Genomic DNA, 26,854 nt, shown 5'->3' with positions numbered 1-26,854 from the left:
CATATAAGTATGTTTGAGCAAAGGGTACTCAGATTCGAATATCGATGGATAGATATGAAGCAGCAGGAGATGCAGAAGCGGGAGTTTGCGGGCCGTTTCCGGATTCCTGATCTGTGGTTCCGCCATCTGATGGGTGCTCCTTACTTCCCGTTTTCTTTCCTTCATTTATCTCCTGATCTTCTTCTCCAGATGTTGCAGAGATAGGAGTTTGTGCTGCCTCTTTAGGTACGGGCTGATGGATCTCTTTCACCAGATCCCCAATCTTTTGATTGACCTTGCTGAGCTGAGAATTGATGTCCTGAACAACCTCTCGTTTTGCCTGAAAGACGGTGCGCTCTGAGTTTTCCAACATCATTGATTTGCCGAGATCGAGATCATTTGTAGGAGGATTAATCTCCAGGACGAGTCGGTCGAATCGCGTCTCTCCTTCAGTGGTCTGAATGGAGCCCTGCATGCGATCACGCAAACCGACCAGCTTACCCAATTGATCGTAAGTCTGACTATGCTTGATCAGGTGATCCAGTGAAGGGGCTTGTGTCTCGTCGGTTGGTTGGGGTTGTTGCTGTTGAGTCTTTTCGGGCTGTCTTAATTTGTTCTTTTCTTGCAACTCTTCAGCTTTAATTTGGGCAATCTGGCTATCGATCTGTGATATGGAGCTTGTTAAGGATTTAATTCGCTGAGCCTTGGTTTTGGTATCCAACTCGTCATTGGTTTTTACACCTTGCATTTCTTCATTGAGCCGGATCTTCTGCTGCATGAGTCCCTGAATTTCTTTATCCCGACTGGAGACCTGATTCCCGGGAGTGAAACTGCTATTGGTTGCAGATGAGATTGAATTCATATCCTCTGTTCTCCTTCTACTCTTTATCATGGTTCTATTTACATATATCGGATGTTAAGAGAAGGATTTGAATAGTTCTTTTTTCGTCTGAATGGATTCATTTACATCGGTTGTATTGCGTACTTTATCATAATAATTGATAATGGTTATCAATAAGTGCGTAGAGTACAGACACAATTTATGTAGACGGAGATGGGTTAGTAAAATGTGGAATGATTATTATATCCTCTGGAACTATGCTGCGGTGAGCATAACAGATATCCGTTACATGGAATTAGAGGCATATGAAAAGATGAAATACAAATTTCCGACAAGTACCTTTGTACTCACCATTCAGGGTGACGCTGAAGTAACGATTGACAACCAAACATATGAAGTGAGTCGCTTTTATATTTTCCATGGGGGAAAAGGGAGTAAGTTGGTGATTCAAGCAGGTGAATCCGGATTGCGCCTATATTACTTGATGTACAAAGCAAACCTGCCTAGTGGAGGGAGAAACGATCTGGGAAGGTTAATGGAGCGTATCAATCCGTTCCAAATGAACTATGGCTTTAACCCCGATATGCCAACCATTCTATATGAGCAATTGAAACAGATGCACTTTTTGTGGGATCAAAAGAACCCTATCCAGCACTTTCAGGCCAAGAGTTTGTTCTATGCATTTGTGGAGCAGATCTCATCACAGATTCCTCGTATATCCAATCGTTATCCAAGTATCAAGGATCAGGTCAGCAAAGTCATTGAAATTGTAGAGTCTTCCTACACCCAGCCACTTACACTTCATGTTTTGGCAGAAATGATCGGGACCAGCCCAAGAAGTTTGTCACGCAAGTTCAAACAGTCGACTGGAACCAGTCCCATCGATTATCTGATTCAGTTTCGTTTGTTCAAAGCCAAGGAGATGTTGCTGCAAACGGACGCCACGTTGGATGAGATAGCTGTAGGAATCGGTTATCCGGATGGATATTATTTGGGGCGTATGTTCAAGAAACATACAGGTCTTTCTCCTCTGCAATTTAAAGAAAAGACCTCAGCACCCCTAAATTGGCCTGATCTGACATCAGGTGTGGCGCGAAATGACATTTTCAGAGGTGGAAGTGAAAGGTATGTTTATACTGATGGTGATAATCATTATCAATATAAACACGGAGGGTCAATAAATATGAACAGACAGACAAGAACGGGAATGTTGCTTAGTATTCTATTAAGTCTTACGTTACTGCTGAGTGCCTGCTCTACAGGTGTTGCCAGCAATTCAAGCGGGGATGCATCGGGAAGCAAAAGTGCATCAAGTTCCACAAACACAGTAACAGCCGATAATCAAACCAAAACATCTGAACCACGTACAATTTCAACGGTGAAGGGAGATATTACAATCCCTGCTGAACCTAAACGGATTGTGGTTGACTTGTATTTGGGAAGTCTGATCGCCCTGGGAATCAAACCTGTGGGTACACCGGAGATGAACCTGAAAAATCCTTATTTTATCGAATCACTTGAGGGTGTGCAAAATATTGGCGAATATGAAACCATTTCTCTCGAAAAGGTGTTGGAACTTGAACCGGATCTCATTGTGACAGGTAATCCTGATTTATTTGATTCCTTTAGCAAAATTGCACCTACCTTGGTTGTACCTTATGGTGAATTGAAAAACACCCACGAAGAAATTGCCTATTTCGGTGAAGTGCTAAATAAAGAAAAAGAATCTGAGGCATGGTTAGCCGATTATGACGCAAGAATTGCAGATGCCAAGAAGCGCGTTCATGAGGCGATTGATCCGCAGGCCGAGGTGTCGGTCATGCAGTTCTATGATAAAGCACCGTTGGCCTTTGGTGATAATTTTGGTCGGGGAGGTCAGGCAGTCTACAGCGCGCTTGGTTTGAATCCTACTGCAGATAAAAAAGAGATTTTAATGAAGGATCAACTGGTTGAAGTTTCGTCGGAAGCGATTCCTGAGTTTGCCGGAGACTACATTATTCTAACAGCGGACAATCTGACACTGGAAGAGTTGAAATCGAAACCGGTCTGGAGTTCACTGGATGCAGTTAAAAATGATCGTGTGTTTATCTGGAGCCCGGATCGTTCATGGTACTTTGACCCGATTGCAACATTGGATCAAACAGAGGAATTGGCCGTGTGGTTTACGAAGATCTCTGAACCCAAATAAGCATAACAAGTGATAGATGAGATGAAATCCAATTCCACTCCAAATTACAGTTGATAATGAAAATTATTATCATTTATAATAAAGGTATATTAGTGAACCTCTGCTACACATATGTTATCGGATGTGTGGCAGGATGATGACCTTGTAAGGCCTTTGTTCCGGGTGAGGCTGGGATTGGAGAGTATTCGATGCAATTAGACGAACAGATGAAATGCTGGAATCATGCCGCTGTTAAGGTTCTGGATATACGCCGAATCGTTATGGAGGAAGGGGCACAACTGAGTTCTTACACACTTCCGGCAAATGGTTTTATATATACGATTCGAGGATCGGCTGTGCTTCAGTTGGATGGACAAACATACAAGGCAGAGCGGTTCTACATGCTTCATGGGGCGAAAGGATCTTCACTGGATATCCAAACCAACGAAGAGTTCGAATATATTCTGCTCTATTACAGAGCATTCCTTGCCTTTCCTAGTTATCGTAAAAAGTGGTTATTGGCACAGCCGGAAGTTGCGCCGTTCTCTTTGCAATATGGATTTGCACCGAGCAGTCCGCTGGGGTTGTTACGTTACCTTGATGAGCTTGAGGGTGCATGGATTCAATCTGGGAGTCTGGATCTGCTTCATACAAAAAGTTTATTTTACCAATTCATTCATGAAATGATGGTTCAGCTAACAGAGCAAGAGATCAAAACTGAGCTTGCTGACCCGGTGAAACAAACACTTCGTTATATACAGAACCATTATAGCGAACAGATCACGCTTGATTCTCTGGCTGAACAATTCAACTACAGCTCTCGTCATTTATCCATGCAATTCAAACGACAGACGGGTCACAGTCCGATTGATTATTTAATTCAGACTCGAATCGCCAAGGCTCGTAATCTGCTTGTACGATCTGATGCAACGCTGAGTGAGATTGCAGCAGAAGTGGGTTATTCGGATGTGTATTATTTTAGTCGTATCTTCAAAAAACATGTAGGAATCTCTCCGATTCTATATCAACGGAAGATGAGAGCAGAGGGGCGAACAGAGGATCGTCCATTGGTAATCTCTGAATCGTCCATTGGCCGAAGATGGAAGTCGGGATATATTGATTATGAGAATCATTATCAATATATAGACGGAGGGTCTACACCAATGAAAAGAAGAAAAACAAGTTCCAGTATGATTATGGTTGCATTATTGAGCATAACGATGCTCCTCGCAGCCTGCTCTTCAGGTACAGCAACAACACCAGCAGCTGGCGAAGGAACGGGTGCCAGTTCCAACAATAACAGCAGTACGGCAGTATCATCAGACACAGGAAGCCAGACGAACAAAGACAATGAAACACGCACGGTCTCCACGGTTAAGGGTGACGTAGTTGTTCCAGCAAATCCTAAACGGGTTGTTGTACTATATCTCCAGGGAGACGTCGTTGCGCTTGGAATTAAGCCAATTGCTACATCTGAAGTATTCAACGGGGCTGCCTACAAGAGTGAGCTTGAAGGTGTAAATTCACTAGGCACCTGGTTCGAACCGAATCCTGAAGCTGTCATTGACCTTGATCCGGATCTGATCATTGTTCCTTCAGAAGAGACGTATACGTTGTTAAAGGATATCGCACCTACGGTATATATTCCATACGAGAAAATGACAACAGAAGAAAGACTCCAGAGTATAGCGAGTATTTTTGGCAAAGAGCAGGAAGCTGAGACATTAATCAATAATCTCAATAGCAAAGTCGAAGAGAGTAAGCAAACACTAGCAGATGCAGGCATATTGGACAAAACGGTTTCCATTGTTGAGGGCGGTTTGAAAGGTATGGTCGTTGTAGAGAGCAAGCAATATGGCCGAGGATCTCAGGCACTATATGAATACTTGGGGATGAAAGCACCTGAAGTGGTACAAAAGAAAATTGATGTAGTTTCGGAAGCTGGAGGCTCCAATTTATCCATGGAAGTACTGCCTGAATATATCGGGGACTACGTGTTTCGTTCGGTGTATGAAGGGGCAGATAACCTTACGGATGATCCAATATGGAGTAGCATCCCGGCTGTTAAAGAAGGTCGCCTAATTGAGATTGATTTTGATTTCTTCTACTATTCGGATATCTATTCAATCAATAAACAAATTGATTTTGTCGTTGAAAAGCTGTTGGCGGCTCCAAGAGCCCAATAGTAAAGAGCGGATTTGTTCGTGAAATTTTTGTACAAGAAATGTTTGTTTTTTAGCCATTGTAATTTGATAAGATTACCATTACACTAGGATTTAAGTGATAATGAGAATCGATATCAAATACTCGATGTTCTGGATCGAATTAACGGAGGTATTTTTAATATGAATCAGCAGTTGGAACTTTATGATGTAACCATTATCGGCGGTGGCCCTGCGGGCATGTACTCTGCCTTTTATAGCGGCATGCGAGATATGAAGACCAAGTTGATTGAGGCACGTGACAGATTGGGAGGTCGCATGCTCTTTTATCCGGAGAAAATGATCTGGGATGTCGGGGGTGTGACGCCAATTCTGTGTGAAGATCTGATCAAACAATTGGAAGAACAGGCAAGAACTTTTGAGCCTACCCTCGTATTTGAACAACAGATCGAAGGATTCGAGCGTCAACCTGATGGCACAATTCTGTTAACTTCTGCAACAGGTGAGCAACACTGGACACGTACCGTCATTATGGCAATCGGATATGGTATATATAAAATGGCCAAGCTGGAGCTTGAAGGTGCAGACCGTTACGAGGTTAGCAATCTGCACTATACCGTGCAGGAACTAGAACCATTCCGCGGTAAACGTGTGCTGATCTCGGGTGGAGGCGACTCTGCTGTGGACTGGGCGAATGAATTGGAAGCTCTGGCAGAGCAAGTTACGGTTGTGCATCGTCGTGACCGCTTTGGCGGGTTGGAGCGTAATGTACTGCGTATGAGAGAGTCCTCTGTAGATGTTCGTACACCTTACGCGGTAGAGACACTGCATAGTATGAGTGGTGATGTGATTGAACAGGTGACCATCTCACACGTGGACACAGGTGAAACTGAACTGCTTGAAGTCGATGCTGTCATTGTAAACCACGGCATGAAGAGTGACTTTGGTCCAATCCGGGATTGGGGACTTGATCTTGGCGAATGGCATGTCACTACAACGGAGAGATTACAGACCAATATTCCTGGTGTTTTTGCCGCGGGTGACTTTGTAGATTATGGTAGCAAACTGTATCTGATTGCGGGTACTTTTACTGATGCAGCCTTAGCGGTAAACAGTGCAAAGCTTTACATGGACCCTGAAGCGGAAAAAGTGGCTTATGTTTCTTCCCATAACAGTCGCTTTAAGGAGAAAAATAAAGCTCTTGGTGTTGTAGAAGAATGAAGGTCTGCGATCGGTTATATTAAGATGACTTCGGGTTCATTCCGAAGTCATCTTTTTTGCATAAAATGGGTAATAAGAAGGCATAATTTTACGAGAAGCAAAGGCTGCCGAATTGTATATACACTACCAAATGTCTATAATAAGCCTGAGAAACATTAGAATGACATCAAGACACAATAATTAGATCAGAGTGGAGTGCAGCGTATGAAAAAGGGATCACAGCCACAACGAGGTTTCACCTTCATCCAGCGGTGGTTCAAACGATCTGATAAAAAAAAGATCAAATGGTCTGAAATGTATCTCGCACTGGCTGGCGCGCTTCATCGCTTGTTGGTTGAAGGGCGGCGTGAACGTTCAGCAGCCAAACGGCTGCATCAGGACTTGCCTATTAACGTGTTGGGCGAGATGAAGCTAGAGCCAGGGGATATTGTGTACACGCCAAGCTCGGAATCGACGTATTACGCCGGGCATATGGGCATTATTGGTCTCGACGGCAAGGTGTATCATGTGCACCCTTATGGGCCTGTATTTGCTGATTCATTAGAGTGGTATCTTACGCGGTTTTATGAAGGAGATCGTTTCATTGTATTCCGTTCCAGACTGAATGAGGCAGGCATGAAAGCAGCCGGGTGGGTACATGACCATTACAAGCAGGTAAAATTCTACCGTTTGCAGACCAATCTGCGCAGTATTGAGCGCAATTACTGCTCCAAGTTTATATATCAGGCCTATCAGTTCACATCGGGACTGGACCTGTGGAGCCGCAAATTTACCCGAATGAATCAGGGTTATATCTATCCATTTCGAATTGAGCGCTCTTCAGAGCTGGACGTTCTGGGAACTTTTTATAAATAAGGCTGGAACCGACTAAAATACTGTTCTTCCGAAAATAAGGAGAGCAGGTTCTGTCGGTTTTTTTTGTATGTGTAGAGATTAAAAACAGGAAAAACGTTCAAAACGTCGAATAGATTATGAGATAGGCATGCACAACTTGGAATCGTATACATAAAAAAAGACGAGATGATTTTTAGCCCAGAGTAAAAAAATGACTACGAAGTAGACGAACAAGAAAGAGTGAAGCGAGATGAAATGGCCGGGTTTCTTACAACGATTCCGACCGAACAAAAACGTGGTTAAGCTATCGGACTATATCCCAAAAAAGGAAAGGAGGCACTACTGTTCCATATGCAAGAAAAACGTTGAATCGGTCGTGCATTATGCGGCGCCACAGGGAAATGTTTCAGGTGTATGCAGTTCTTGTAAGTCTTTGGCGGATGAACGTGGAATGTTTCCCATTTAATAAGAAGAGATGCGCTCAGGAAATAAGAATTTTTTGATTTATGCGCGTTTTTGTAGTACATTAGCAAATGTATTCGAAGGAGGATTCTAATGTACTCAGGTAGACAAGACGATACTTTATACATCATGACCTACACCTTAAACAGCGGTATCAAGGGTACGGTTCCACTGTCTAATAAGCAGATTATTGAGTGGCTGGATTGCTACAGAAATGAGAAGCGCTTCGTGACCGAAATCGGCAAGGAGTTTTTTGGATTGAATGCAGGATTGGTAGCAGACTTCAAGGTTCAAAATCATTTATCGGATTATCAGCAGACCATTATGCCTACACAGCAGCAGGATAACCTGGAACGCTTGTCCAGTGCCTATAAATCAACCGAGTTATTAATGAAGATTGATTGTAAATGTGGCACGGCTTATGTGACGGAATCCCCATACAAGCGCACAAAATGGTACTGTACAAAGTGTAAAGAGATTGTATTTTTGGATGCCAAAAAAGGAATGGTGGAAACGTCGCGTGGTGACGCTTACTACATGACCAACAAATATTTTGTTTCCCGTGACTAGCGGGAAGTGACTCTGGAAGCATCGCTGCGAAGCGGTGCTTTTTTGTGCGAATGTTTGCTCTATAACAAAAAAAGCCCCAAGGGGCCTTTTTGGAAGAAATCAAAAATCTTTTAGCAATTATGATGAGCATTCAACTTTGTGAGGAGGAATGAAGCAGCAACGACAGCGTGGCTCGTAAGCTTCTGAATCGCCAATCATGACAACCGGACCCAAGGTAACAGGCTCCCCATTGACGATACGTTGCGTAAAGGCTGCATCCGGGCTGCCACATACCGCACAGAAAGCCGAGAGTTTCTCAATGTCGTCTGCCATGGCAAGCAAACCGCCGACATATCCGAATTCCTTACCACGGTAATCCATATTAAGTCCGTCCACAATGACATGTTTGCCACAATACGCTAACTCTGAGACAAGTTCCATAATGGCACTGCTGAAAAATTGTACTTCATCAAATGCAACAACATCAGCATCTATGGTTTGGTTCAAGATCATTTCTACGGATTCCGGGGTTAATTGCCGGGGAATGGAATGGGCAGGGAGTCGATAACCAATTCGGCTTACGATCTCGTCCTGGGCAAACCGATCATCCTCGGCTGGTTTGTAGGCCACAACCTTTTTACGGCCAAATTGTATTAATTTCTGACAACGGCGAATGAGTTCACCGGATTTTTCACTGAACATGGGTCCAGTAATTACGGTAATACGTCCTGTTTGCACGGTGCTGCTACTCCTCTCACATACGGGATTCAACAAAAAAAGCGACCTTTACAGAGTACCACAAAATCTTTGGAAAGAGCCAGAACTAATCTGCGCAGCTTTGTGTTACTATATGGATTGTTAAGGTATTGGTTACGGCAGCTAATTAACAGGAGTTGTGAAAAGAGGTGTTTAGTATGAGTGAAGCATTAACATCACTGCAAGCGCAATATGAAAGCCTGAAAGAACAGGGATCTCTAGATGAAGCGGCGCAGGTATTATTTGCAGAACTGTTCGCAGAAGCGGAGAGACTGCAGGCAAGTAACCTTACCTTGCGTAGAACGATTTTGAAGTCTTCTTCCAAAGAATCACGTATGTCTACCAAACTGCGGGATGCCCTATACGAATGACCCGGAGATTACTCCGGGTCCTCTTCTGTCTTTAATTTGCGAGGGAACAGAATACCTGCTGTAATTCTGGCAATCATGGCAAAGGTGAGACCAATGCCTGCAAACATGTAGATTACGGTAAAGGCTTTGCTGAATCCGGTGGATGGCACAAATTCAGGATGTCCCACCGTAGTCAGGGTAACTGCACAGAAGTATAACGCATCGATCCAGTGCAGACCTTCAACACGAGTGTAAAACAAAGTGCCTGACAGCAACGTTGCTGCTGTTAACGCGAACAGAGCCAGAAACTTGGGGTCTTTGAACGCATGGAAAATGCCTTTGAGCAATCGTTGTAACGTGATTAGAAATGATACCATGATGATCCATCCTGTCTATGTAAAGTAGGCGGTGTGTTGTATACACACAAAAAAAGCCCGGACTCATGGAGTCCTTCCGGGCGTCTCTGCTTTTTCGGGTACACTTTTGGACCGGAAACGGGGACCTACATAATTACGCTTGCGGTCACGGAACAAGATCCAGCCTCCCAGAAAACTCATACCTGCGGCAAAAAGAACAAGTCCACCGCCAAAGGAAAGCCACTGGAACCCTGGTGAAATCAGTTCGTTCCCGTGCTCGGCATAATATAGGAACAGGGCATCTTTCATCATCAGAAAACCCTTCATTGCCATTAAACCGGGGATGACCAGAACAACAATTGCCAAAAATCGCGCAAAGACCAATCTTGTATTCATGAGCATTATACCCTTTCTGCCAAAGTCGACATTAAATAAAGGTTACGCTTACAGATCATACCTGATTCCATCATAGCTTGGAATGCATGGGCTGTCCATGTGTGATTGCTTCAAACTTTGAGTTGACCGCTTAAGGAGAGTACAATGGCATATAGAGGGTATAAGCTAAACCATGATTTAAGCCATCATTAATTATATTGAAATTTGATTCATAGAGGAGAGCATGAGAGATGCCAATTACATGTGATGTTGCAATTCTTGGAGGAGGAACTGGTGGATATGTAGCTGCGATCCGGGCTGCACAGCTGGGAAAACAGGTCGTTATCATTGAGAAGGACAAGCTTGGCGGTACCTGTCTGCATCGTGGCTGTATTCCGAGTAAGGCTTTGCTGAAAAGTGCGGAAGTATACGCCGAGATCCAGGAGAGCGAGACGTATGGTATCGAGACAGCTGGAGCTACACTTGTATTTCCCAAAGTACAGGCGCGCAAGGATGCAATTGTCGAACAGCTCCATCAGGGCGTTCAATATTTGATGAAAAAAAATAAAATCCAGGTTGTACACGCGAAAGGTCGCGTCATCGGACCATCCATCTTCTCACCGCAGAGCGGAGCAGTCGCTGTGGAGTTTGAAGATGGCGAGATGGATACGGTAGTTCCAACCAATCTCATCATTGCGACTGGTTCGCGTCCACGTGTGTTGCCGGGCCTGGAACCGGACGGCAAGTTTATTATGAGCAGTGACGAAGCCCTGCGTATGGATGAACTTCCTGCATCACTCATCATTGTCGGTGGGGGTGTGATTGGACTGGAGTGGGCATCCATGCTGAATGACTTTGGCGTAGACATCACAGTAGTAGAAGCAGCTGCTCACGTGTTGCCTGCCGAGGATGAGGATGTTGCCAAAGAAATGCAGCGATTGCTAAGCAAACGAGGTGTTAGTTTCCTGACAGGTGCCACTGTTCTAACGGAAACATATAACACGGATCAAGAGGGCATCCAGATTGATGTGCAGCTTGGTGACGATAAGCAGGAAACGCTGAGAGCGGAGAAAATGCTCGTGTCGGTTGGACGTCAGGCTAATGTCGAAAATATCGGACTCGAAAATACAGATATCAAACTGGAGCGTGGATTCATCGCTGTGAACAAACAGTTACAAACCGGCGAAGGTCACATCTACGCCATTGGTGACTGCATCGGCGGTTTGCAGCTTGCACATGCCGCAAGTCATGAAGGCATTCTCGCTGTCGATCATCTGGCGGGCGAAACGGTACATGCCGTAGAATCCCATCGCATCCCGCGCTGTGTGTATACACGTCCGGAAGCAGCAAGCATCGGATTCACCGAGCGTGAAGCCAAAGAACGTGGTTATGACATTAAAACCGGCAAGTTCCCATTTTCGGCCATTGGCAAATCGCTTATTCACGGAAGTCGGGATGGATTCGTGAAGGTGATCGCAGATGCCAAGACGAATGATATATTGGGGGTACATATGATTGGCACCCATGTGACGGAATTAATCGCTGAGGCTTCTCTGGCTCAGATGCTGGATGCCACACCTTGGGAAGTCGGACAAACTATTCATCCGCACCCTTCTCTGTCGGAAATCATGGGTGAAGCCATGCTGGCGGTCGATGGAAAGGCCATTGGGATGTAAGCCAAACAAGCTTATGAGAAAGGTCCTTTCCTTTTTTGGGTAAAAGGGATTATAATAAGGTTAAGCCAAGTCTTAGTACCAGGTTATAAGATCGGGTAGTAAGAGTGGCACAGGCTCTGATTAAAAGGAGGTACCTCATATGAGTTCACAAGGTACTGCAGACGCGGTCCACCGGCATCAACAGCTGGGACTTAGCGATGGTGAAGTATTGGATATGTACAAATACATGCTGCTCGCACGCAAGTTTGACGAGCGTTGCTTGCTCTTGCAACGGGCTGGCAAAATTAACTTTCACGTATCCGGTGTAGGACAGGAAGCTGCCCAAGTAGGCGCTGCTTTTGGTCTGGATCGGGATCACGATTATTATTTACCTTATTACCGCGATTACGGCTTTGTACTGGCGGTAGGCATGACTCCGCGTGAGTTGATGCTGTCTGCTTTTGCGAAGGCAGAAGATCCGAATAGTGGCGGTCGGCAAATGCCGGGTCACTTCGGTCACAAAAAGCTGCGGATTGTGACGGGTTCCAGCCCGGTTACAACACAGGTTCCGCACGCTGTTGGATTTGCGCTGGCTGCCAAAATGAAGAAGCAAGAATTTGTTTCTTTTGTTACCTTTGGCGAAGGATCAAGCAACCAGGGTGACTTCCACGAGGGAGCCAACTTTGCAGGTGTGCATAAATTGCCTGTCATTATTATGTGTGAGAACAATCAATATGCAATTTCGGTACCGATTCACAAACAGTTGAGCGGCAAAATATCCGATCGAGCACAAGGATACGGGTTCCCTGGACTGCGTGTAGATGGAAACGATGCATTAGAAGTATACGCTGCAGTGAAGGAAGCGCGTCGCCGTGCTATAGCCGGAGAAGGCCCGACACTGATTGAAGCGATGATGTATCGGTTGTCACCTCACTCCACCTCCGATAATGATCTGGCTTACCGGACCAAAGAGGAAGTTGAGGAGAACTGGAAGAAAGATGGCGTTCCTCGCATGAAGAACTACTTGATCGATTGTGGCATCTGGGACGAAGCCCGGGATGCGGATCTGGCTTCGCAGCTTGCGATGGAAATGAAGGAAGCAACTGAATATGCAGACAACGCGCCATATCCTAAACCTGAGGACACTCTGACGCACGTTTATGCGGACAGCGAAGAAGGGGGACGGTAAGTATGGCAGTGATGGAATATATTGATGCAATCCGTCTCGCGATGAAAGAAGAGATGGAACGGGATGAGAATGTTTTTATCCTTGGTGAAGACGTAGGTCTCAAAGGTGGTGTGTTTACCACAACTAAAGGACTGCAAGATCAGTTTGGCGAAATGCGAGTGATGGACACACCTTTATCTGAATCCGCTATTGCAGGTGTTGCCATTGGTGCAGCGATGTATGGCATGAAGCCGATTGCCGAAATGCAATATTCGGACTTCATGTTGCCGGCAACAAACCAGATCATTAGTGAAGCGGCGAAGATCCGCTATCGTTCCAACAATGACTGGAGCTGTCCGATTGTTATCCGTGCGCCGATTGGTGGCGGGATCTTCGGTGGGTTGTATCACTCCCAATGTCCGGAATCGATTTTCTTTGGTACACCTGGTCTGAAAATTATAGCTCCCTACTCGGCATACGATGCCAAGGGACTGCTCAAGGCCGCTATTCGCGACCCGGACCCGGTACTCTTTTTTGAAAATAAAAAATGCTACAAACTTATCAAAGAAGATGTGCCTGAAGATGATTACATCGTTCCGATTGGTAAAGCCAACGTACTTCGTGAGGGTGCGGATATTACGGTGATCGGTTACAGTCAGCCGCTACATTTTGTAATGCAGGCGGCTGAGGAGCTGGAGCGTGAAGAAGGCATTACAGCACACGTCCTGGATCTGCGCACATTGCAACCGTTGGATCGTGAAGCGATTATTGCTTCCGCTCGTCTGACAGGCAAAGTGCTGATTGTACACGAAGATAACAAAACGGGTGGTGTAGGTGCCGAAGTTGCTGCAATTATTAGTGAGGAATGTCTATTTGAACTGGATGCACCGATTCAGCGTCTCTGCGGACCTGATGTGCCGGCCATGCCAATTAGCCCAACATTGGAGAAATTCTACATGCTGAGCAAGGACAAAGCCAAAGCAGCAATGCGTACACTTGCCGAGTTTTAATTTCGTTTTTTGGATCGTTTAAAAGTAAAGTTTGGAGTGATAATCAAATGGCTGAACGTATGAAATGGATCGAGGTCATTATGCCGCAATTGGCGGAATCGCTGGTCTCGGCTACCATAGGCAAATGGTTGAAAAAACCGGGCGACCGTGTGGAACAGTACGAGCCGATCTGTGAAGTAATCACTGATAAAGTTAATGCCGAGATTCCATCCACTGTGGATGGAATTATGGGTGACCTTTTGGTGGAAGAGGGCACAACGATTGCTGTTGGTGAAGCAATCTGCCGCATGCAGGTCGCAACTTCTGACGAAGAAGCGGCTGAGCAAGTAACACAAGTATCGCAGCAACAGGAGCAAGTGCAGCAACATGCGAGCCATACTCCTGATGCCGCGTCAAATACAGCAGGACATGATCCGAACCAGCCGATGCGCAATCGGTATTCCCCGGCAGTGCAATCCTTGGCAGCAGAGCATGGCTTGAACTTGCAAAGCATCCAAGGCACCGGTGCCGGTGGTCGTATTACCCGCAAAGATGTGCTGACATTTGTTGCACAGGGAGGTAACGCGGCTGGATCGTCTGCACCAGCATCATCTCCTGCAGCACAGCATACACCTTCTGGTGTGCCGTCTGCTTCTCCATTCAGCGGAGTGAATCGTGGAAATGGAGAAATGGGTTTAACCGCTGGAGAAGCGATCTCAGCGTCTGATGCAGGTGTTCCTGTGAGACATTCAGGCATTCATCTAACCGAAAGCCCGAAAATTCCACAGATCGAAGTGGAAGGTGGCGGCCAGGGAAGATCGGAGTATTTCATCGATGTTACCCCTGTGCGTAATGCCATTGCCCGGAATATGCGTCAAAGCGTATCGGAAATCCCGCATGCATGGACAATGATCGAAGTGGACGTAACAAATCTTGTGATGCTGCGCAATAAACTTAAGGATGAGTTCAAGCGTAAGGAAGGCATCAATCTGACATATCTGTCCTTCATGATGAAGGGAGTCGTTAACGCGATTAAAGACTACCCAATCATGAACTCGGTATGGGCAGTGGACAAAATTATCGTCAAACGGGACATTAACCTGTCCATGGCGGTAGGAACCGAAGATTCCGTACTTACACCTGTAATCAAACATGCCGATCAGCGAAATATTGCAGGTCTGGCCCGTGAAGTGGATGAACTGGCTCGCAAAACACGTGAAGGTACGTTGAAGCTGGATCATATGCAAGGTGGTACGTTTACGGTAAACAACACAGGTTCATTTGGTTCGATCCTGTCCCAGCCAATCATTAACTACCCGCAGGCAGCGATTCTTACATTTGAGTCAATTGTCAAGAAACCAGTGGTTATTAATGATATGATCGCTGTTCGTTCGATGGCTAACCTGTGTCTATCACTGGATCACCGAATCCTGGATGGTGTAATCAGCGGACGTTTCTTGCAACGTGTCAAAGAAAACCTTGAAGGATATACCATGGAGAGCAAGGTGTATTAAGTAAATAGTTGACGGGAAAGTGTATGTGCCGGAGGCCGTGCACTTTTCCTGCTGTCTATGGACAAGTGCTCAATTGTACAATGAACCTGAAGCAGAAGGGTGTGGGGAATCATGAGCAAGCCGCTGGATGTTGCATACATACCAATGCTTGATTATGAAGAGGCTTGGAACCGCCAGAAAGCGATTGTGCAGCGATTGGACGAGGGCGAGGGAGCGGAGCAGATGCTGCTTTTACAACACCCGCCTACGTATACAATCGGATCACAAAATCATCCGGAGCATCTGCTTCTCAGTCCGGAAGAGTTGCGTGAGCAAGGGATTTCTTTGTTTCAAATTGACCGCGGCGGTGATATTACTTATCATGGCCCGGGCCAGTTGGTAGGTTACCCGTTATTGATTCTTGGTCGGGATGAAGACCTGGATCTGCACGGCTATTTACGGAAACTTGAGCAGGTACTTATGGATTATCTCGCAGACCAGGGCATCGAAGCCGGACGCAAAGAGGGTTACACGGGTGTGTGGATTGGCGATATGAAGATCGCTGCAATTGGCATCAAGTTTAATCGTTGCAAACACCGCCGCGGTTTTGTGACCAGTCACGGCTTTGCTTTTAATATCAGCTCAGGCATTCAACATGCAGGTTTTCAGGGGATTGTTCCTTGTGGGATTGAGCAGTATGGCGTTACCTCACTGGAGGATATAACAGGCAAGTCGTATGCGGTGGAACAGGTAGCGCAGGAGATTGTTCCGCACTTTAATCGTATTTTTCCATATGAGATTAATTGGGTCACGGAAAAAGAAGCCCTTCAACGTCTGTAAACAGTTCGTCGAAAGGCTTTAGGTTGCTATCCGAACAGCAACGGTTCGAGAGCTATGAAAAGGGTGGACCCGATCATGGCGATCAGCATGAGATAGATGATGATTTTGAACCATTTCTTTTTTTGCATGATGAGAGAACTCCTTTCAACATAAAGTGTGTGTTCAAAAAGACTGGTTTTCAGTACCAAGAAGATGGAATGAAGCTAGAAATGGAGTAGCGGAGCGTAGGAAAACTACGTGAGCAACGGACATTTCGGCTGAATTCCATATTCGATGCTGATGATGCCGCCAGGCATCCTTCGTAATCAAAAGCGGACTTTTTGAACAACCTCATAAAAAGTAAACAAGCCATAGTAATTGTATTGTACCGTATCCACGAGAGGGAGGAAAGTCCTATGATTAAACAACAACGTGTTATCGATCAGTTTATGGAACTGGTGCAGATTGATAGTGAAACGAAAAATGAACAGAACATCTCGAAGGTGTTAAAAGAACAGTTTACAGAGCTTGGTCTTCATGTCTATGAGGACGACACGATGGAGCAAACCGGACATGGCGCCGGAAACCTCGTTATTACCTGGGAAGCCGAAGGAACAGATGGAGTTGCACCGATCTTTTTCACATGTCATATGGACACCGTAACGCCAGGACAGGGAATCAAGCCTGAACTGGGTGAAGATGGCTGGATTCGCAGTGATGGAACAACGATCCTGGGAGCAGATGATAAAGCAGGGATTGCGGCATTGTTCGAAGCGATTCGTGTGATCCAGGAAAACAAGATTCCTCATGGTAAAATTCAATTTGTCATTACAGTTGGCGAAGAGTCTGGCCTGGTGGGCGCACGTGCGATGAATCCGAAGGATATCGATGCCGAGTTCGGTTATGCGCTTGACTCTAATGGAGCTGTAGGCACGATCTGTGTAGCTGCACCAGCCAGAGCTGAAATTCAAATGAGCATCTATGGTAAGTCCGCACATGCGGGCGTGAACCCGGAAGACGGGATCAGCGCCATTCAGGTAGCAGCCAAAGCAATTGCAGCGATGACACTGGGCAGAATTGATGATGAAACGACAGCAAACATTGGCAAATTCCAGGGTGGATCACCACTCAACGTGGTATGTGACTTTGTACAGCTTGAAGCGGAAGCCCGCAGTATTGTGCAGGAGAAAGTTGAATTGCAGGTTGCACAGATGCGTGACGCGCTGGAAACGACATGTCGCAAATACGGTGCAACGGCTGAATTCAGAAGTGAGATCCTCTACCCTGCATTTGGCTTCCATGATGAACACGAAGTTGTACAGCTTGCACAGCGTGCCATCCGCAGTATTGGGCTGGAGACCAGTACGTTTGCTTCCGGTGGTGGCAGTGATGCCAATATCTTTAACGGATTCGACATTCCAACAGTGAACTTGGCGGTAGGGTATGAGGATATTCATACGACCAAAGAACGCATTCGTGCCGAAGACATTGTGAAGTTGTCTCAGGTAGTCGTAGCTATTATTCAGGAAACGGCAGCTGACAAGAAATAATATAGAGCGCATGTTACCTCACATGTTGTTAGACAAAAGTCCGAACCCGGTCTGTACCGGATTCGGACTTTTTGCGAATTCATGTTATATTTCAAGGGAGAAGACTCGTTAATTTAGGGTCAAAAGGAAGCAAAATCATGTTTCAATATGTTTATTTACGTCCAGCGAGCACATCGACTAACTTGGCATCCGGGCCCCACTCGCGCAACCATTGCTTGAGTATGAGCTGCACTTGCCGGGCTTGTCCTACCACGTGTACGGATTGAGGCGTCATATAACTGTTCATCGAAAGTCCCCCTGATTCGTTTTATTTGCTGTGAGAATTCTATACGCTCACCATATGCCCAAAATCAGAAATATATACATTAACCGAATATTTAATCCTACGATATGGAGTTGAAGAACAAATGAAACCAAACCAATCTGCCCAATCCATCCATGCAGCACAACCTGCCAATCCAAAGCTGGATGAAGTGACCGTATCCACCAAGCCAATCTTCGAGGGCAAAGTGATTTCACTTCAAGTCGATACCGTTAAACTGCCAAACGGCCAGACGGCTACACGTGAGATAATCCGGCACCCTGGAGCGGTAGCTGTACTCGCTCTGAATGGGGATCGCATGCTTGTTGTAGATCAGTATCGTCAGGCAATGGGGCGCACCGAAGTGGAGATTCCTGCGGGGAAACTGGACCCGGGTGAAGAACCAGAGGTTGCAGCAGCACGTGAATTGCGAGAAGAGACAGGATATGTAGCCAAGTCGCTACGTCATTTGCGTTCATTCTACACGTCACCGGGATTCGCAGATGAGATCATTCATCTTTACATCGCTGAAGAGTTGGTAGCAGGGGACATGGCGCTGGACGAAGACGAATTCCTTGAAGTTGCCGAAATAACTCTGGAGGAAGCCTATGCGCTTATGGACGAGAACCGTATTAGCGATGCCAAAACGATGATGGCTGTGTACGCGTGGGACCTTTACAGAACGACAGGACGGTTCTAGGCATGCAAGGCCAACTGAAAACGTCCACGATGTGGGAGCCCTGTTATACAGACCTGCATATCCATATCGGACGAACCTCTCGCGGAGAGGCCGTTAAAATCAGCGGCAGTCGCGATCTGACATTTGAGAATATCGCTCGGGAAGCATCGGATCGCAAAGGAATTCATTTGCTTGGTGTTATTGATTGTCATTCTCCGGTTGTACAGATGGATATTGAGCAATTGCTGGAGAGTGGTACCATGTCCGAGATTGAGGGCGGCGGTATTGCCTACCAGGACACTACCATTCTGCTGGGTACAGAGATTGAGCTGCGCGAGCCTGGAATGCGTGAGTTTCATATGCTGGCGTACTTCCGTGATCTGAAAACGATGAAGTCTTTCACGGACTGGATGAAACGTTATATGAAAAATGTGAACCTCAGTTCTCAGCGGGTGTACGTGCCCGCGCTAGAGATGCAGGCTGAGATTAAGGCACTTGGTGGGCTTATTGTGCCTGCACATGTATTTACACCGCATAAAGGCATCTATGGCAGTACTGCGCCCCGTATGGGCGATGTATTGGATACCCGTCTTGTGGATGCTGTCGAGTTGGGGTTAAGCTCTGATTCATCCATGGCCAGTTATATTCGGGAGTTGGATCATGTACCGTTTCTCACCAACTCGGATGCTCATTCACTCGGTAAGATTGGACGGGAGTATAACGAACTGCAAGTCGCTGCCCCTTCTTTTGATGAATTCCGTATGGCACTTCAAGGAGAAGCCGGCAGGAAAATTGCGGCCAATTATGGACTGAATCCAAGGCTGGGCAAGTATCACCGTACTTACTGTGCAGCATGTGGCAGCATTATGGATGAGCGAGCGATGTCAGCAGAGCGTTGTCCGCACTGTGGCAGTCTGAAGCTGGTTCAGGGGGTGCTGGACCGCATTCTGGCGATCTCTGATCGGGAGAGTCCTCATGTCCCTGCAAACAGACCGGCCTATCATTATCAGGTACCACTGGAGTTCATCCCCGGACTTGGCAAAGCCAAACTGCGCCAGCTACTGGACCATTTTGGTACAGAAATGAATGTACTTCATCGCACGCGTGAGGAAGAGCTTGCTGCGGTTGTTGGACCTGTGCTAGCAGGCTTAATTGTGGCTGCACGGAACGGACAACTGGAGCTGTCCTCCGGAGGTGGCGGCACGTACGGTAAAGTTGCTGTTCAGGAAAAAGCTTCGGAGTGACCCGTGTAATTACTCCTAGGTTCAACTGATAAAGCTTCACTTCACGTAGAGCCAATCTGGACAAGAAGTCATACAGGTGCGTTCCGGTTCATAAGAATGACTATGAGGATGTAACTGAGAATCCTTGCAGCATGATACCGGAAAGGGGACTCGTACCTGTATGCGCTCTTCCTACTTTACATTTAAAGGTCAGACTTCGTTATATGTATTCGTGGCTGTCTTGTTTCTGGTCGGCGTCATTTTTGGCGCGCTCATGGTGAACGCATTGTCTCTTGAGCAACGTCAGGATCTGGAGGGTTATCTGGGCAATTTCTTCATGACCGTGCAGCACAGCGCACAAGTGACTGAGACCGGGGCATATTGGGACATTGCCATGCTCCATCTGAAATGGGTGGGTCTGATCTTTATTCTGGGTTTATCCGTCGTTGGACTACCCGGTATACTGGTTCTGGATTTTCTAAAAGGTGTGCTCATTGGATTCACAGTGGGGTACCTTGTTGGGCAGTATTCCTGGAAAGGGCTGCTGTTTGCACTGGTGTCCGTGGCACCGCATAATCTATTTGTCATTCCGATCCTTCTGATCTGCAGTGTGGCGGCGATGACGTTCTCGTTATACATCATTCGCAATCGTGTTTTGATGCAGCGAACACCTGGTCGACAAAGGCCTTTTGCTTCATATATAGTGTTAACTTTGGTTATGGCTGCATTGCTGCTCGGCGTGGCATCTTTTGAAACATGGGTTACACCTGCGATGATGCGCTGGGTCACGCCAATGCTACTACCGGCCTAACGTGCACCGTATAGTGTAAAATGTTGACTTTAATTACGCACTCCCCCTATAATGAAAAGAGTGGGTTAAGTTGCAGTGTGCAGTGATTTCCTAGGGGGAGGGAGAAAATGGAAGCACGGATTGATAAAATTAAGCAGCAACTACAGTCCCAAGGATATAAATTAACGCCCCAGCGGGAAGCCACCTTAAGAGTACTTCTTGAGAATGAAGAAGATCATCTGAGTGCAGAAGACGTATTCATGCTCGTTAAAGAAAAGGCTCCCGAAATCGGTCTGGCAACCGTGTACCGTACCCTCGAACTGCTGAGTGAGCTGCATGTTGTAGAGAAAATCAACTTCGGCGACGGTGTAGCGCGTTATGATCTGCGCGGAGATACATCCAAGCATCACCATCATCACTTAATCTGTGTTCAATGCGGAAGTATGGATGAAATACGTGAAGACTGGCTTGGACCGCTTGAAGAGCGTTTGGAGCGGGAATTCAACTTTTCGGTAGTAGATCACCGACTGGACTTTCATGGAATTTGTTATCGTTGCAAAGCTAAAAATGAACAGAAACCCAAAGATGAAGAATAACATAGCATATCTTCAAGCTCTCACCGGCGGTTTTGACGGGAGAGCTTTTTTGGCACAGGACATGATCTGGAGTTTCCTCCGAATGGCATAAATCTGTGTTTATGGACATACCCTGATTCAAGGACAATACCGGATTCGAATCAGGAGGGGGACACGCCCATGATTATATCAGTGCGGAGAGGGCTCCGTTTTATTCGATTTATTATATTTTTTGCCGCATTAGTTTATCTGTTCTATCATGTTCTGGATCTGTTTAATGGCTGGATCTCACCTGTGGATCAGTATCAGATGCCGACTGGCAATGCAATCAAAGTATTTCAGGAAACGGATTGGCCGGGTAATGGAGAAGGACGTCCTACGATGGCAGAGCGTCTCCGTTTGTTCTATTGGTACGGGGAGTAGCTTCGAACAGCCAGGGATGCAAATACGGGAGCAGTCTGCCATAGCGGCAGATCTGTCAGTTGAGGAGCGTTGTACATGAAACAGACGATACATGCCTATGCCTTATACTTGGAAGATGATAAAGGGATGTCGAGCAGCACGCTTGAATCGTATCTCCGAGACGTGGACAAGTTCATTGAATTTGCAGAGAAGGAATATGGCATACGCGAAGCCGATCAGGTCAGACGCACACATGTCGTCCTGTTTGCAGGTCAGCTCAAACAGGCAGGACGTGCCAATGCAACCATTGCCCGCAGCATCGTATCTCTGCGCTCCTACTTTCATTTTTTGATGCGGCGGGGTGAGATTATACAGGACCCTACGTTTGATGTGGAAGCTCCCAAGGCGGATAAGACGCCACCACAGGTGTTAAGTATCCAGGAGATCGAACAACTGCTGACAGCGCCTGATATTCGTTCACCGCAGGGTGTGAGAGATCGAGCGATGCTTGAACTATTATATGCTACAGGCATTCGGGTCTCTGAACTGATTGCGCTTGACATTCGGGATGTACAGCCAGGCATGCGCTTTATACGATGCGGTGGGGCGGGCAAGGAACGCATCCTTCCCATCGGTGCACCAGCTGCACATTGGGCGAGTGTATATGTGGAGGAATTCCGCAACAAGTTGCTCAAAACCGATTCGGACGAGCAGGCACTATTCGTGAATGTATCTGGCAGACGTTTAACCCGGCAGGGCTTCTGGAAGCTGCTCAAAAAAGCGGCGGTGGACGCGGGAATCTCGGAAGAAATAACGCCGCATACGCTGCGTCATTCCTTTGCGGCACACCTGATTGCCAATGGGGCGGATACACGTGCGGTTCAAGACATGCTGGGTCACGTGGAGCAACCTGGACAACAATATGGCAATCATGGTCGCAAAACCATGAAAGAAATCTATGAAACCCATCATCCGAGGGCAAGATAGATTTTGACGCATGGCATTCACAAATAAATGCGGAACATTGGACCGATTTAGGATAAAATAAATTGAATACATCCAAACGCCGTTATACATAAGACGGATCGTTTCAACTCAAGGAGGAACATACAACGCATGACAGCATTAAACCAACAAATGATTTCGGAAGCAGCATCTTATATTCAAAGCAAAAGCTCCATCAAGCCGGAAGTCGGTTTGATTTTGGGTTCGGGTCTTGGCGTACTGGCAGAACTGATTGAAGATGGCGTAAGTATTGCTTATCAGGATATTCCACATTTTCCGGTGTCCACAGTAGAAGGACATGAAGGTGAACTATTGGTCGGAACCATTAAAGGTCGTCCAGTCGTGATGATGAAAGGCCGTTTCCATATGTACGAAGGATATGGTCCGGAATTGACAGCTTTCCCGGTACGGGTTATGAAAGAACTGGGTGTAAGTAGCTTGCTTGTAACCAATGCTGCAGGCGGTGTGAATACGTCGTATGAAGCTGGAGACTTGATGCTGATCTCTGACCACTTGAATCTCACAGGCAAAAATCCACTGATTGGACCAAATGACGCTGCACTGGGCGTTCGTTTCCCGGATCTGTCCGAAGCATATAGCCGCCGTTTGCGTGCGCTGGCGAAGGATACGGCCGCGTCACAAGGTTTTAACGTGCGTGAAGGGGTATACGCAGGTATGCTTGGTCCAAACTACGAGACACCGGCAGAGATCAGAATGCTGCGTACATTGGGCGCAGACGCAGTGGGCATGTCCACTGTATCTGAAGTGATCGTGGCACGCCACGCAGGCCTGGAAGTACTCGGTATTTCCTGTATCAGCAACATGGCTGCCGGAATTCTGGACCAACCACTGTCACATGATGAGGTTATGGAGACAACGGAACGTGTGCGTGAGTCGTTCCTGGCGCTGGTAGTGGCAGTTATTCCACAAATGTAAGCAAGATTTGAGTAGAGAAGGTTACCTCTTTGGATGAGAAATCATCGGGAGGTAACCTTTTTTTGTTGTGTTAAACGTACGGTTACTCATTCGTTGAGTGCAGTGCATTTTTTAGCTTTGACCACATTTTCAATAAAAGTTCGGGAAATCATGCTTTACATGGAATAATTTACTGGAAACGGGCCGACAATGATTAGCAGTACATGCATGGAACATGCAGTAAGCAAGTCATTTGAGGAGGTAAACTTGTGAAGAAAAGAATAATGGCATCGTTCATGACCCTTTGTATCCTGCTGTCCCTTTTGGCATCAACGGCATTAGCTGAAGAAACACCGAAGGCAGCGGAAGGAACTGATCTGGCCCCGTCGGCGCGCTCTGCGATCTTAATGGATGCAGACACGGGAACGGTCATTTATGAGAAAAACAGTCATGATCAGCTGCCTCCGGCGAGCATTACAAAAATTATGACCATGCTGCTTACGATCGAAGCGATCGACTCAGGCAAGCTGAAGCTGACGGACAAAGTAAGAGCGAGCGAATATGCAGCTTCGATGGGCGGTTCGCAGATCTTCCTGGAGCCTGGGGAAGAAATGACAGTTGATGATATGTTAAAAGGGATCGCGATGGCTTCGGGCAATGATGCCTCGGTAGCTATGGCTGAGAAGATCGCTGGCTCGGAAGAAGCCTTTGTACAGCTGATGAATGAGCGTGCGAAGGAGCTTGGCATGAAGGATACTCATTTTGCCAACTGTAACGGTCTGCCGGTCGATAATCATTATTCTTCCGCCCATGATATTGCCGTCATGAGCCGTGAACTGTTGAAACATTCCGGGATTACGAAGTACACCGGTGCATATCAGGATTACCTTCGCAAAGATACGGAAAAGCCATTCTGGCTGGTTAACACCAACAAGCTGGTTCGTTTTTATCAAGGGGCAGACGGTTTGAAAACAGGTTACACTTCCGAAGCGAAATTCTGCTTGTCTGCAACGGCGTCCAAAGATGGATTGCGTGTCGTTTCCGTGGTACTTGGTGAACCAAATACCAAAACACGGAACAGTGAGGTATCTTCGATGTTTGACTATGCGTTTAGCCAATATACGATGAAGGCGCTCTACAAGGCAGGGGATCTGCTGGGCAGTCTGAAGATCGAAAAAGGTGAAGTTGCCGAATTGCCTCTAAATGCCACGCAAAATTATAGTGTACTGATGCGCAAAGGAGCCAAATCCAACGACATCCGACATGAATTGTTGGTTGCCAAAGAATTGAAAGCTCCGATCAAGGCTGGGCAAAGTATAGGTAAACTTGTGGTTTACCAGGGCAATGATGTGATTAAGGAGTTCGATATTCAGGCTCCGCAGGATGTGAATAAGGCTGGCTGGTGGAAGCTGTTCAAGCGGACAACATCCAACCTGTTTGACTAAACGGCGATTTCTGCGAGTTGCACGCATCCTTCGAACATATTTTGTAGTTAAATAGGGGTTTTCTTCTAGTTTTGTCGGGGGGCAGGAAAAGCCTTCGGAAGCGTAGAAATCCTTGTTCTAAGACAGGGAGGAGAGTGAGCAAACGTGAACTTGCATGTGGAAATGGAACACCATCGCGGGATTCTGATTGTACGATTATCCGGGGAGCTGGATCACCATACAGCTGACATGGTACGGATGCAGATGGATGAAGCCATCCAGCGGAGACAAAGCGAGCATCTCGTACTCAGCCTGAAAGATCTGCAATTTATGGACAGTTCGGGTCTGGGTGTCATTTTGGGAAGATACAAGCTCATTAAGAATAAAGGTGGCAAGATGGTGGTCTGTGACGTCAATTCGCCAGTGTACCGATTGCTGGAAATGTCGGGTCTGTTCAAGATTATGCCGATATACGAAAATGAGGGAACTGCTCTCTCAGGTCTGGAGGTCGTCTCATGAATGAAGGAACAGGGACAAATTTCATGAATCTGCAATTCGCGGCCAAGTCAGAGAATGAGTCGTTTGCACGGGTAACCGTTGCTGCGTTTATCTCCCAGCTTGATCCAACGATGGACGAGCTCAGTGACCTGAAGACGGTCATTTCGGAAGCCGTGACCAACAGCATCATCCACGGATACAACAACAACTCCGAAGGTGTTGTGTCTATCCAGGCCGAGATTCGGGAAGACATGATCACAATCATCGTGGAAGACCGCGGTGAAGGAATCGAAGATCTTGAACTCGCCAAGCAGCCGCTATATACGTCCAAACCCGAACTTGAGCGGTCGGGCATGGGCTTCACCATTATGGAAAACTTTATGGATGAATTCGAAGTCAGCAGTGAGCCCGGCAGAGGCACCTCCATCAAGATGAAAAAAAGGATTGAATCCAAGAAAGCATTGTATAATTAGGGGTTGGTGTTCTTATGGATGCTGAAGTGAAACCATCTTCACAGACCTATTTGGACGATGCCGAGGTCAAACGGCTGATTGCGCTCAGTCAGTCGGGTGACCATGTCTCACGGGATACGCTGGTGAACTGCAACATCAGACTCGTCTGGTCCGTCGTACAGCGTTTTATGAACAGGGGATATGATCCGGAAGATCTGTTCCAGATTGGTTGTATCGGTCTGCTCAAGTCAGTGGACAAATTCGATCTCAGTTATGACGTGAAGTTCTCAACCTACGCGGTACCGATGATCATCGGAGAAATCCAGCGATTCCTGCGGGATGACGGTACCCTGAAGGTCAGTCGTTCACTAAAAGAGATGGCGAATAAAGTCCGTAAAAAAAGGGACGAACTGTCTAAACATCTGGATCGTCTGCCAACGATTAAGGAAGTTGCCGCAGAGCTGGGGGTAACCCCGGAGGAAGTCGTATTTGCCCAGGAAGCGAACAAACCACCCACCTCCATTCATGAGACGGTATTCGAGAATGACGGTGATCCCATCACCTTAATGGATCAGATTGCCGACGAGTCTCAGGAACGTTGGTTTGACAAACTGGCCTTGAACGAAGCCATCGGTGGTCTCAGTGAGCGGGAGCGGTTAATCGTGTATCTTCGGTATTACCGGGATCAGACGCAGTCCGAGGTTGCCAGCAGGCTGGGAATATCTCAGGTACAGGTATCGCGTCTGGAGAAAAAAATACTGCAATCCATCCGCGACCAGATCGCACAGTGATTTTGTGGAGTGCAACAACAATATTGGCGCTTATGCACCAATATACGACAACTAACAACCTTCTATCGCGCAT

At 46.6% G+C, this 26,854-nt stretch carries 29 protein-coding genes; 23 read left to right on the top strand and 6 right to left on the bottom strand.

Annotated features, from left to right (window positions below; all coding sequences use genetic code 11):
- Window positions 1-28: 28 nt before the first annotated feature.
- On the bottom strand, window positions 29-841 hold the full coding sequence (locus NZ043_RS29810) for a FlxA-like family protein (protein WP_091028832.1): 813 nt from the start codon (window positions 839-841) through the stop codon (window positions 29-31).
- Between the two features lie 292 nt (window positions 842-1,133).
- Between NZ043_RS29810 and NZ043_RS29805 the strand changes: the two genes are divergently transcribed.
- From NZ043_RS29805 to NZ043_RS29785, 5 genes are all read left to right on the top strand, one after another.
- Window positions 1,134-3,008: an AraC family transcriptional regulator gene (locus tag NZ043_RS29805; protein ID WP_339309953.1), complete on the top strand. Its 1,875-nt coding sequence runs from the start codon at window positions 1,134-1,136 to the stop codon at window positions 3,006-3,008.
- A 188-nt stretch (window positions 3,009-3,196) separates the two neighbouring features.
- On the top strand, window positions 3,197-5,173 hold the full coding sequence (locus NZ043_RS29800) for an AraC family transcriptional regulator (protein ID WP_339309952.1): 1,977 nt from the start codon (window positions 3,197-3,199) through the stop codon (window positions 5,171-5,173).
- 159 nt (window positions 5,174-5,332) lie between these two features.
- Window positions 5,333-6,370, top strand: a complete 1,038-nt coding sequence (locus tag NZ043_RS29795; protein WP_017687612.1) for an NAD(P)/FAD-dependent oxidoreductase — start codon at window positions 5,333-5,335, stop codon at window positions 6,368-6,370.
- A gap of 204 nt (window positions 6,371-6,574) precedes the next feature.
- Window positions 6,575-7,225: a hypothetical protein gene (locus NZ043_RS29790; protein ID WP_036672336.1), complete on the top strand. Its 651-nt coding sequence runs from the start codon at window positions 6,575-6,577 to the stop codon at window positions 7,223-7,225.
- A gap of 534 nt (window positions 7,226-7,759) precedes the next feature.
- Complete coding sequence (locus tag NZ043_RS29785) at window positions 7,760-8,236, top strand: hypothetical protein (protein ID WP_017687614.1); 477 nt, start codon at window positions 7,760-7,762, stop codon at window positions 8,234-8,236.
- A gap of 117 nt (window positions 8,237-8,353) precedes the next feature.
- Here the strand turns inward: NZ043_RS29785 and NZ043_RS29780 are convergent, their stop codons facing one another.
- Window positions 8,354-8,953, bottom strand: a complete 600-nt coding sequence (locus tag NZ043_RS29780; protein ID WP_062835251.1) for a thymidine kinase — start codon at window positions 8,951-8,953, stop codon at window positions 8,354-8,356.
- A 176-nt stretch (window positions 8,954-9,129) separates the two neighbouring features.
- Between NZ043_RS29780 and NZ043_RS29775 the strand changes: the two genes are divergently transcribed.
- The gene (locus NZ043_RS29775; protein WP_339309951.1) at window positions 9,130-9,342 is read left to right on the top strand and encodes a hypothetical protein; all 213 of its coding nucleotides are present in this window, start codon (window positions 9,130-9,132) and stop codon (window positions 9,340-9,342) included.
- Window positions 9,343-9,350: 8 nt separating this feature from the next.
- Here the strand turns inward: NZ043_RS29775 and NZ043_RS29770 are convergent, their stop codons facing one another.
- Together NZ043_RS29770 and NZ043_RS29765 are read right to left on the bottom strand one after the other, a co-directional pair.
- Window positions 9,351-9,698 carry a potassium channel family protein gene (locus NZ043_RS29770; protein WP_192133999.1) on the bottom strand — a complete coding sequence of 116 codons (348 nt, stop codon included), beginning with the start codon at window positions 9,696-9,698 and terminating at the stop codon, window positions 9,351-9,353.
- Between the two features lie 63 nt (window positions 9,699-9,761).
- Window positions 9,762-10,073 carry a DUF2627 domain-containing protein gene (locus NZ043_RS29765; protein WP_036607881.1) on the bottom strand — a complete coding sequence of 104 codons (312 nt, stop codon included), beginning with the start codon at window positions 10,071-10,073 and terminating at the stop codon, window positions 9,762-9,764.
- Window positions 10,074-10,303: 230 nt separating this feature from the next.
- Between NZ043_RS29765 and lpdA the strand changes: the two genes are divergently transcribed.
- From lpdA to lipB, 5 genes are all read left to right on the top strand, one after another.
- Window positions 10,304-11,728, top strand: a complete 1,425-nt coding sequence (lpdA, locus tag NZ043_RS29760; RefSeq protein WP_339309950.1) for a dihydrolipoyl dehydrogenase — start codon at window positions 10,304-10,306, stop codon at window positions 11,726-11,728.
- Window positions 11,729-11,867: 139 nt separating this feature from the next.
- Complete coding sequence (locus NZ043_RS29755; protein WP_036607878.1) at window positions 11,868-12,896, top strand: thiamine pyrophosphate-dependent dehydrogenase E1 component subunit alpha; 1,029 nt, start codon at window positions 11,868-11,870, stop codon at window positions 12,894-12,896.
- Window positions 12,897-12,898: 2 nt separating this feature from the next.
- Window positions 12,899-13,885, top strand: a complete 987-nt coding sequence (locus NZ043_RS29750) for an alpha-ketoacid dehydrogenase subunit beta (protein WP_017687621.1) — start codon at window positions 12,899-12,901, stop codon at window positions 13,883-13,885.
- A gap of 47 nt (window positions 13,886-13,932) precedes the next feature.
- Window positions 13,933-15,378 carry a dihydrolipoamide acetyltransferase family protein gene (locus NZ043_RS29745; protein ID WP_339309949.1) on the top strand — a complete coding sequence of 482 codons (1,446 nt, stop codon included), beginning with the start codon at window positions 13,933-13,935 and terminating at the stop codon, window positions 15,376-15,378.
- 111 nt (window positions 15,379-15,489) lie between these two features.
- Window positions 15,490-16,197, top strand: coding sequence for a lipoyl(octanoyl) transferase LipB (gene lipB / locus NZ043_RS29740; RefSeq protein WP_339309948.1), 708 nt, complete (start codon window positions 15,490-15,492; stop codon window positions 16,195-16,197).
- Between the two features lie 26 nt (window positions 16,198-16,223).
- Here the strand turns inward: lipB and prli42 are convergent, their stop codons facing one another.
- Complete coding sequence (prli42, locus tag NZ043_RS29735; RefSeq protein ID WP_017687624.1) at window positions 16,224-16,325, bottom strand: stressosome-associated protein Prli42; 102 nt, start codon at window positions 16,323-16,325, stop codon at window positions 16,224-16,226.
- Between the two features lie 267 nt (window positions 16,326-16,592).
- On the opposite strand from prli42, the gene NZ043_RS29730 reads away from it, so the two are divergent.
- A complete protein-coding gene (locus NZ043_RS29730; protein WP_133385404.1) occupies window positions 16,593-17,726 on the top strand; it encodes a M20/M25/M40 family metallo-hydrolase in 1,134 nt (377 codons plus the stop codon).
- Window positions 17,727-17,877: 151 nt separating this feature from the next.
- Here NZ043_RS29730 and mciZ read toward each other — a convergent pair whose 3' ends face one another.
- Window positions 17,878-18,012: a Z-ring formation inhibitor MciZ gene (mciZ, locus tag NZ043_RS29725; RefSeq protein ID WP_339309947.1), complete on the bottom strand. Its 135-nt coding sequence runs from the start codon at window positions 18,010-18,012 to the stop codon at window positions 17,878-17,880.
- Window positions 18,013-18,133: 121 nt separating this feature from the next.
- On the opposite strand from mciZ, the gene NZ043_RS29720 reads away from it, so the two are divergent.
- From NZ043_RS29720 to sigF, 11 genes are all read left to right on the top strand, one after another.
- Window positions 18,134-18,727 carry an NUDIX hydrolase gene (locus NZ043_RS29720; protein ID WP_076333240.1) on the top strand — a complete coding sequence of 198 codons (594 nt, stop codon included), beginning with the start codon at window positions 18,134-18,136 and terminating at the stop codon, window positions 18,725-18,727.
- 2 nt (window positions 18,728-18,729) lie between these two features.
- Complete coding sequence (locus NZ043_RS29715; RefSeq protein WP_339309946.1) at window positions 18,730-19,950, top strand: endonuclease Q family protein; 1,221 nt, start codon at window positions 18,730-18,732, stop codon at window positions 19,948-19,950.
- A gap of 160 nt (window positions 19,951-20,110) precedes the next feature.
- Complete coding sequence (gene spoIIM / locus NZ043_RS29710) at window positions 20,111-20,740, top strand: stage II sporulation protein M (RefSeq protein WP_017687629.1); 630 nt, start codon at window positions 20,111-20,113, stop codon at window positions 20,738-20,740.
- 107 nt (window positions 20,741-20,847) lie between these two features.
- Window positions 20,848-21,315, top strand: coding sequence for a Fur family transcriptional regulator (locus NZ043_RS29705; protein ID WP_036607866.1), 468 nt, complete (start codon window positions 20,848-20,850; stop codon window positions 21,313-21,315).
- A gap of 159 nt (window positions 21,316-21,474) precedes the next feature.
- Complete coding sequence (locus tag NZ043_RS29700) at window positions 21,475-21,717, top strand: DUF4227 family protein (RefSeq protein ID WP_017687632.1); 243 nt, start codon at window positions 21,475-21,477, stop codon at window positions 21,715-21,717.
- Between the two features lie 75 nt (window positions 21,718-21,792).
- The gene (locus NZ043_RS29695) at window positions 21,793-22,683 is read left to right on the top strand and encodes a tyrosine recombinase (RefSeq protein WP_289389690.1); all 891 of its coding nucleotides are present in this window, start codon (window positions 21,793-21,795) and stop codon (window positions 22,681-22,683) included.
- Between the two features lie 129 nt (window positions 22,684-22,812).
- Window positions 22,813-23,637, top strand: a complete 825-nt coding sequence (locus NZ043_RS29690) for a purine-nucleoside phosphorylase (RefSeq protein ID WP_036607861.1) — start codon at window positions 22,813-22,815, stop codon at window positions 23,635-23,637.
- Between the two features lie 248 nt (window positions 23,638-23,885).
- Window positions 23,886-25,061 (top strand): D-alanyl-D-alanine carboxypeptidase family protein, encoded by a 1,176-nt coding sequence (locus tag NZ043_RS29685; RefSeq protein ID WP_339309945.1) that lies wholly within the window; start codon window positions 23,886-23,888, stop codon window positions 25,059-25,061.
- Window positions 25,062-25,205: 144 nt separating this feature from the next.
- Window positions 25,206-25,559 carry an anti-sigma F factor antagonist gene (spoIIAA, locus tag NZ043_RS29680; protein ID WP_017687636.1) on the top strand — a complete coding sequence of 118 codons (354 nt, stop codon included), beginning with the start codon at window positions 25,206-25,208 and terminating at the stop codon, window positions 25,557-25,559.
- On the top strand, window positions 25,556-26,011 hold the full coding sequence (gene spoIIAB / locus NZ043_RS29675) for an anti-sigma F factor (protein WP_036672324.1): 456 nt from the start codon (window positions 25,556-25,558) through the stop codon (window positions 26,009-26,011). Before spoIIAA ends, spoIIAB begins: the two co-directional genes overlap by 4 nt.
- A 14-nt stretch (window positions 26,012-26,025) precedes the next feature.
- Window positions 26,026-26,781 (top strand): RNA polymerase sporulation sigma factor SigF, encoded by a 756-nt coding sequence (sigF, locus tag NZ043_RS29670; RefSeq protein WP_036607856.1) that lies wholly within the window; start codon window positions 26,026-26,028, stop codon window positions 26,779-26,781.
- Window positions 26,782-26,854 lie beyond the last annotated feature (73 nt).

Origin of the sequence: Paenibacillus sp. FSL k6-2145, from assembly GCF_037976585.1 — a bacterium.
GTDB lineage: Bacteria > Bacillota > Bacilli > Paenibacillales > Paenibacillaceae > Paenibacillus.
Note: the sequence above shows the minus strand (reverse complement) of the source record. Positions and strands in the feature narration are given on the sequence as shown.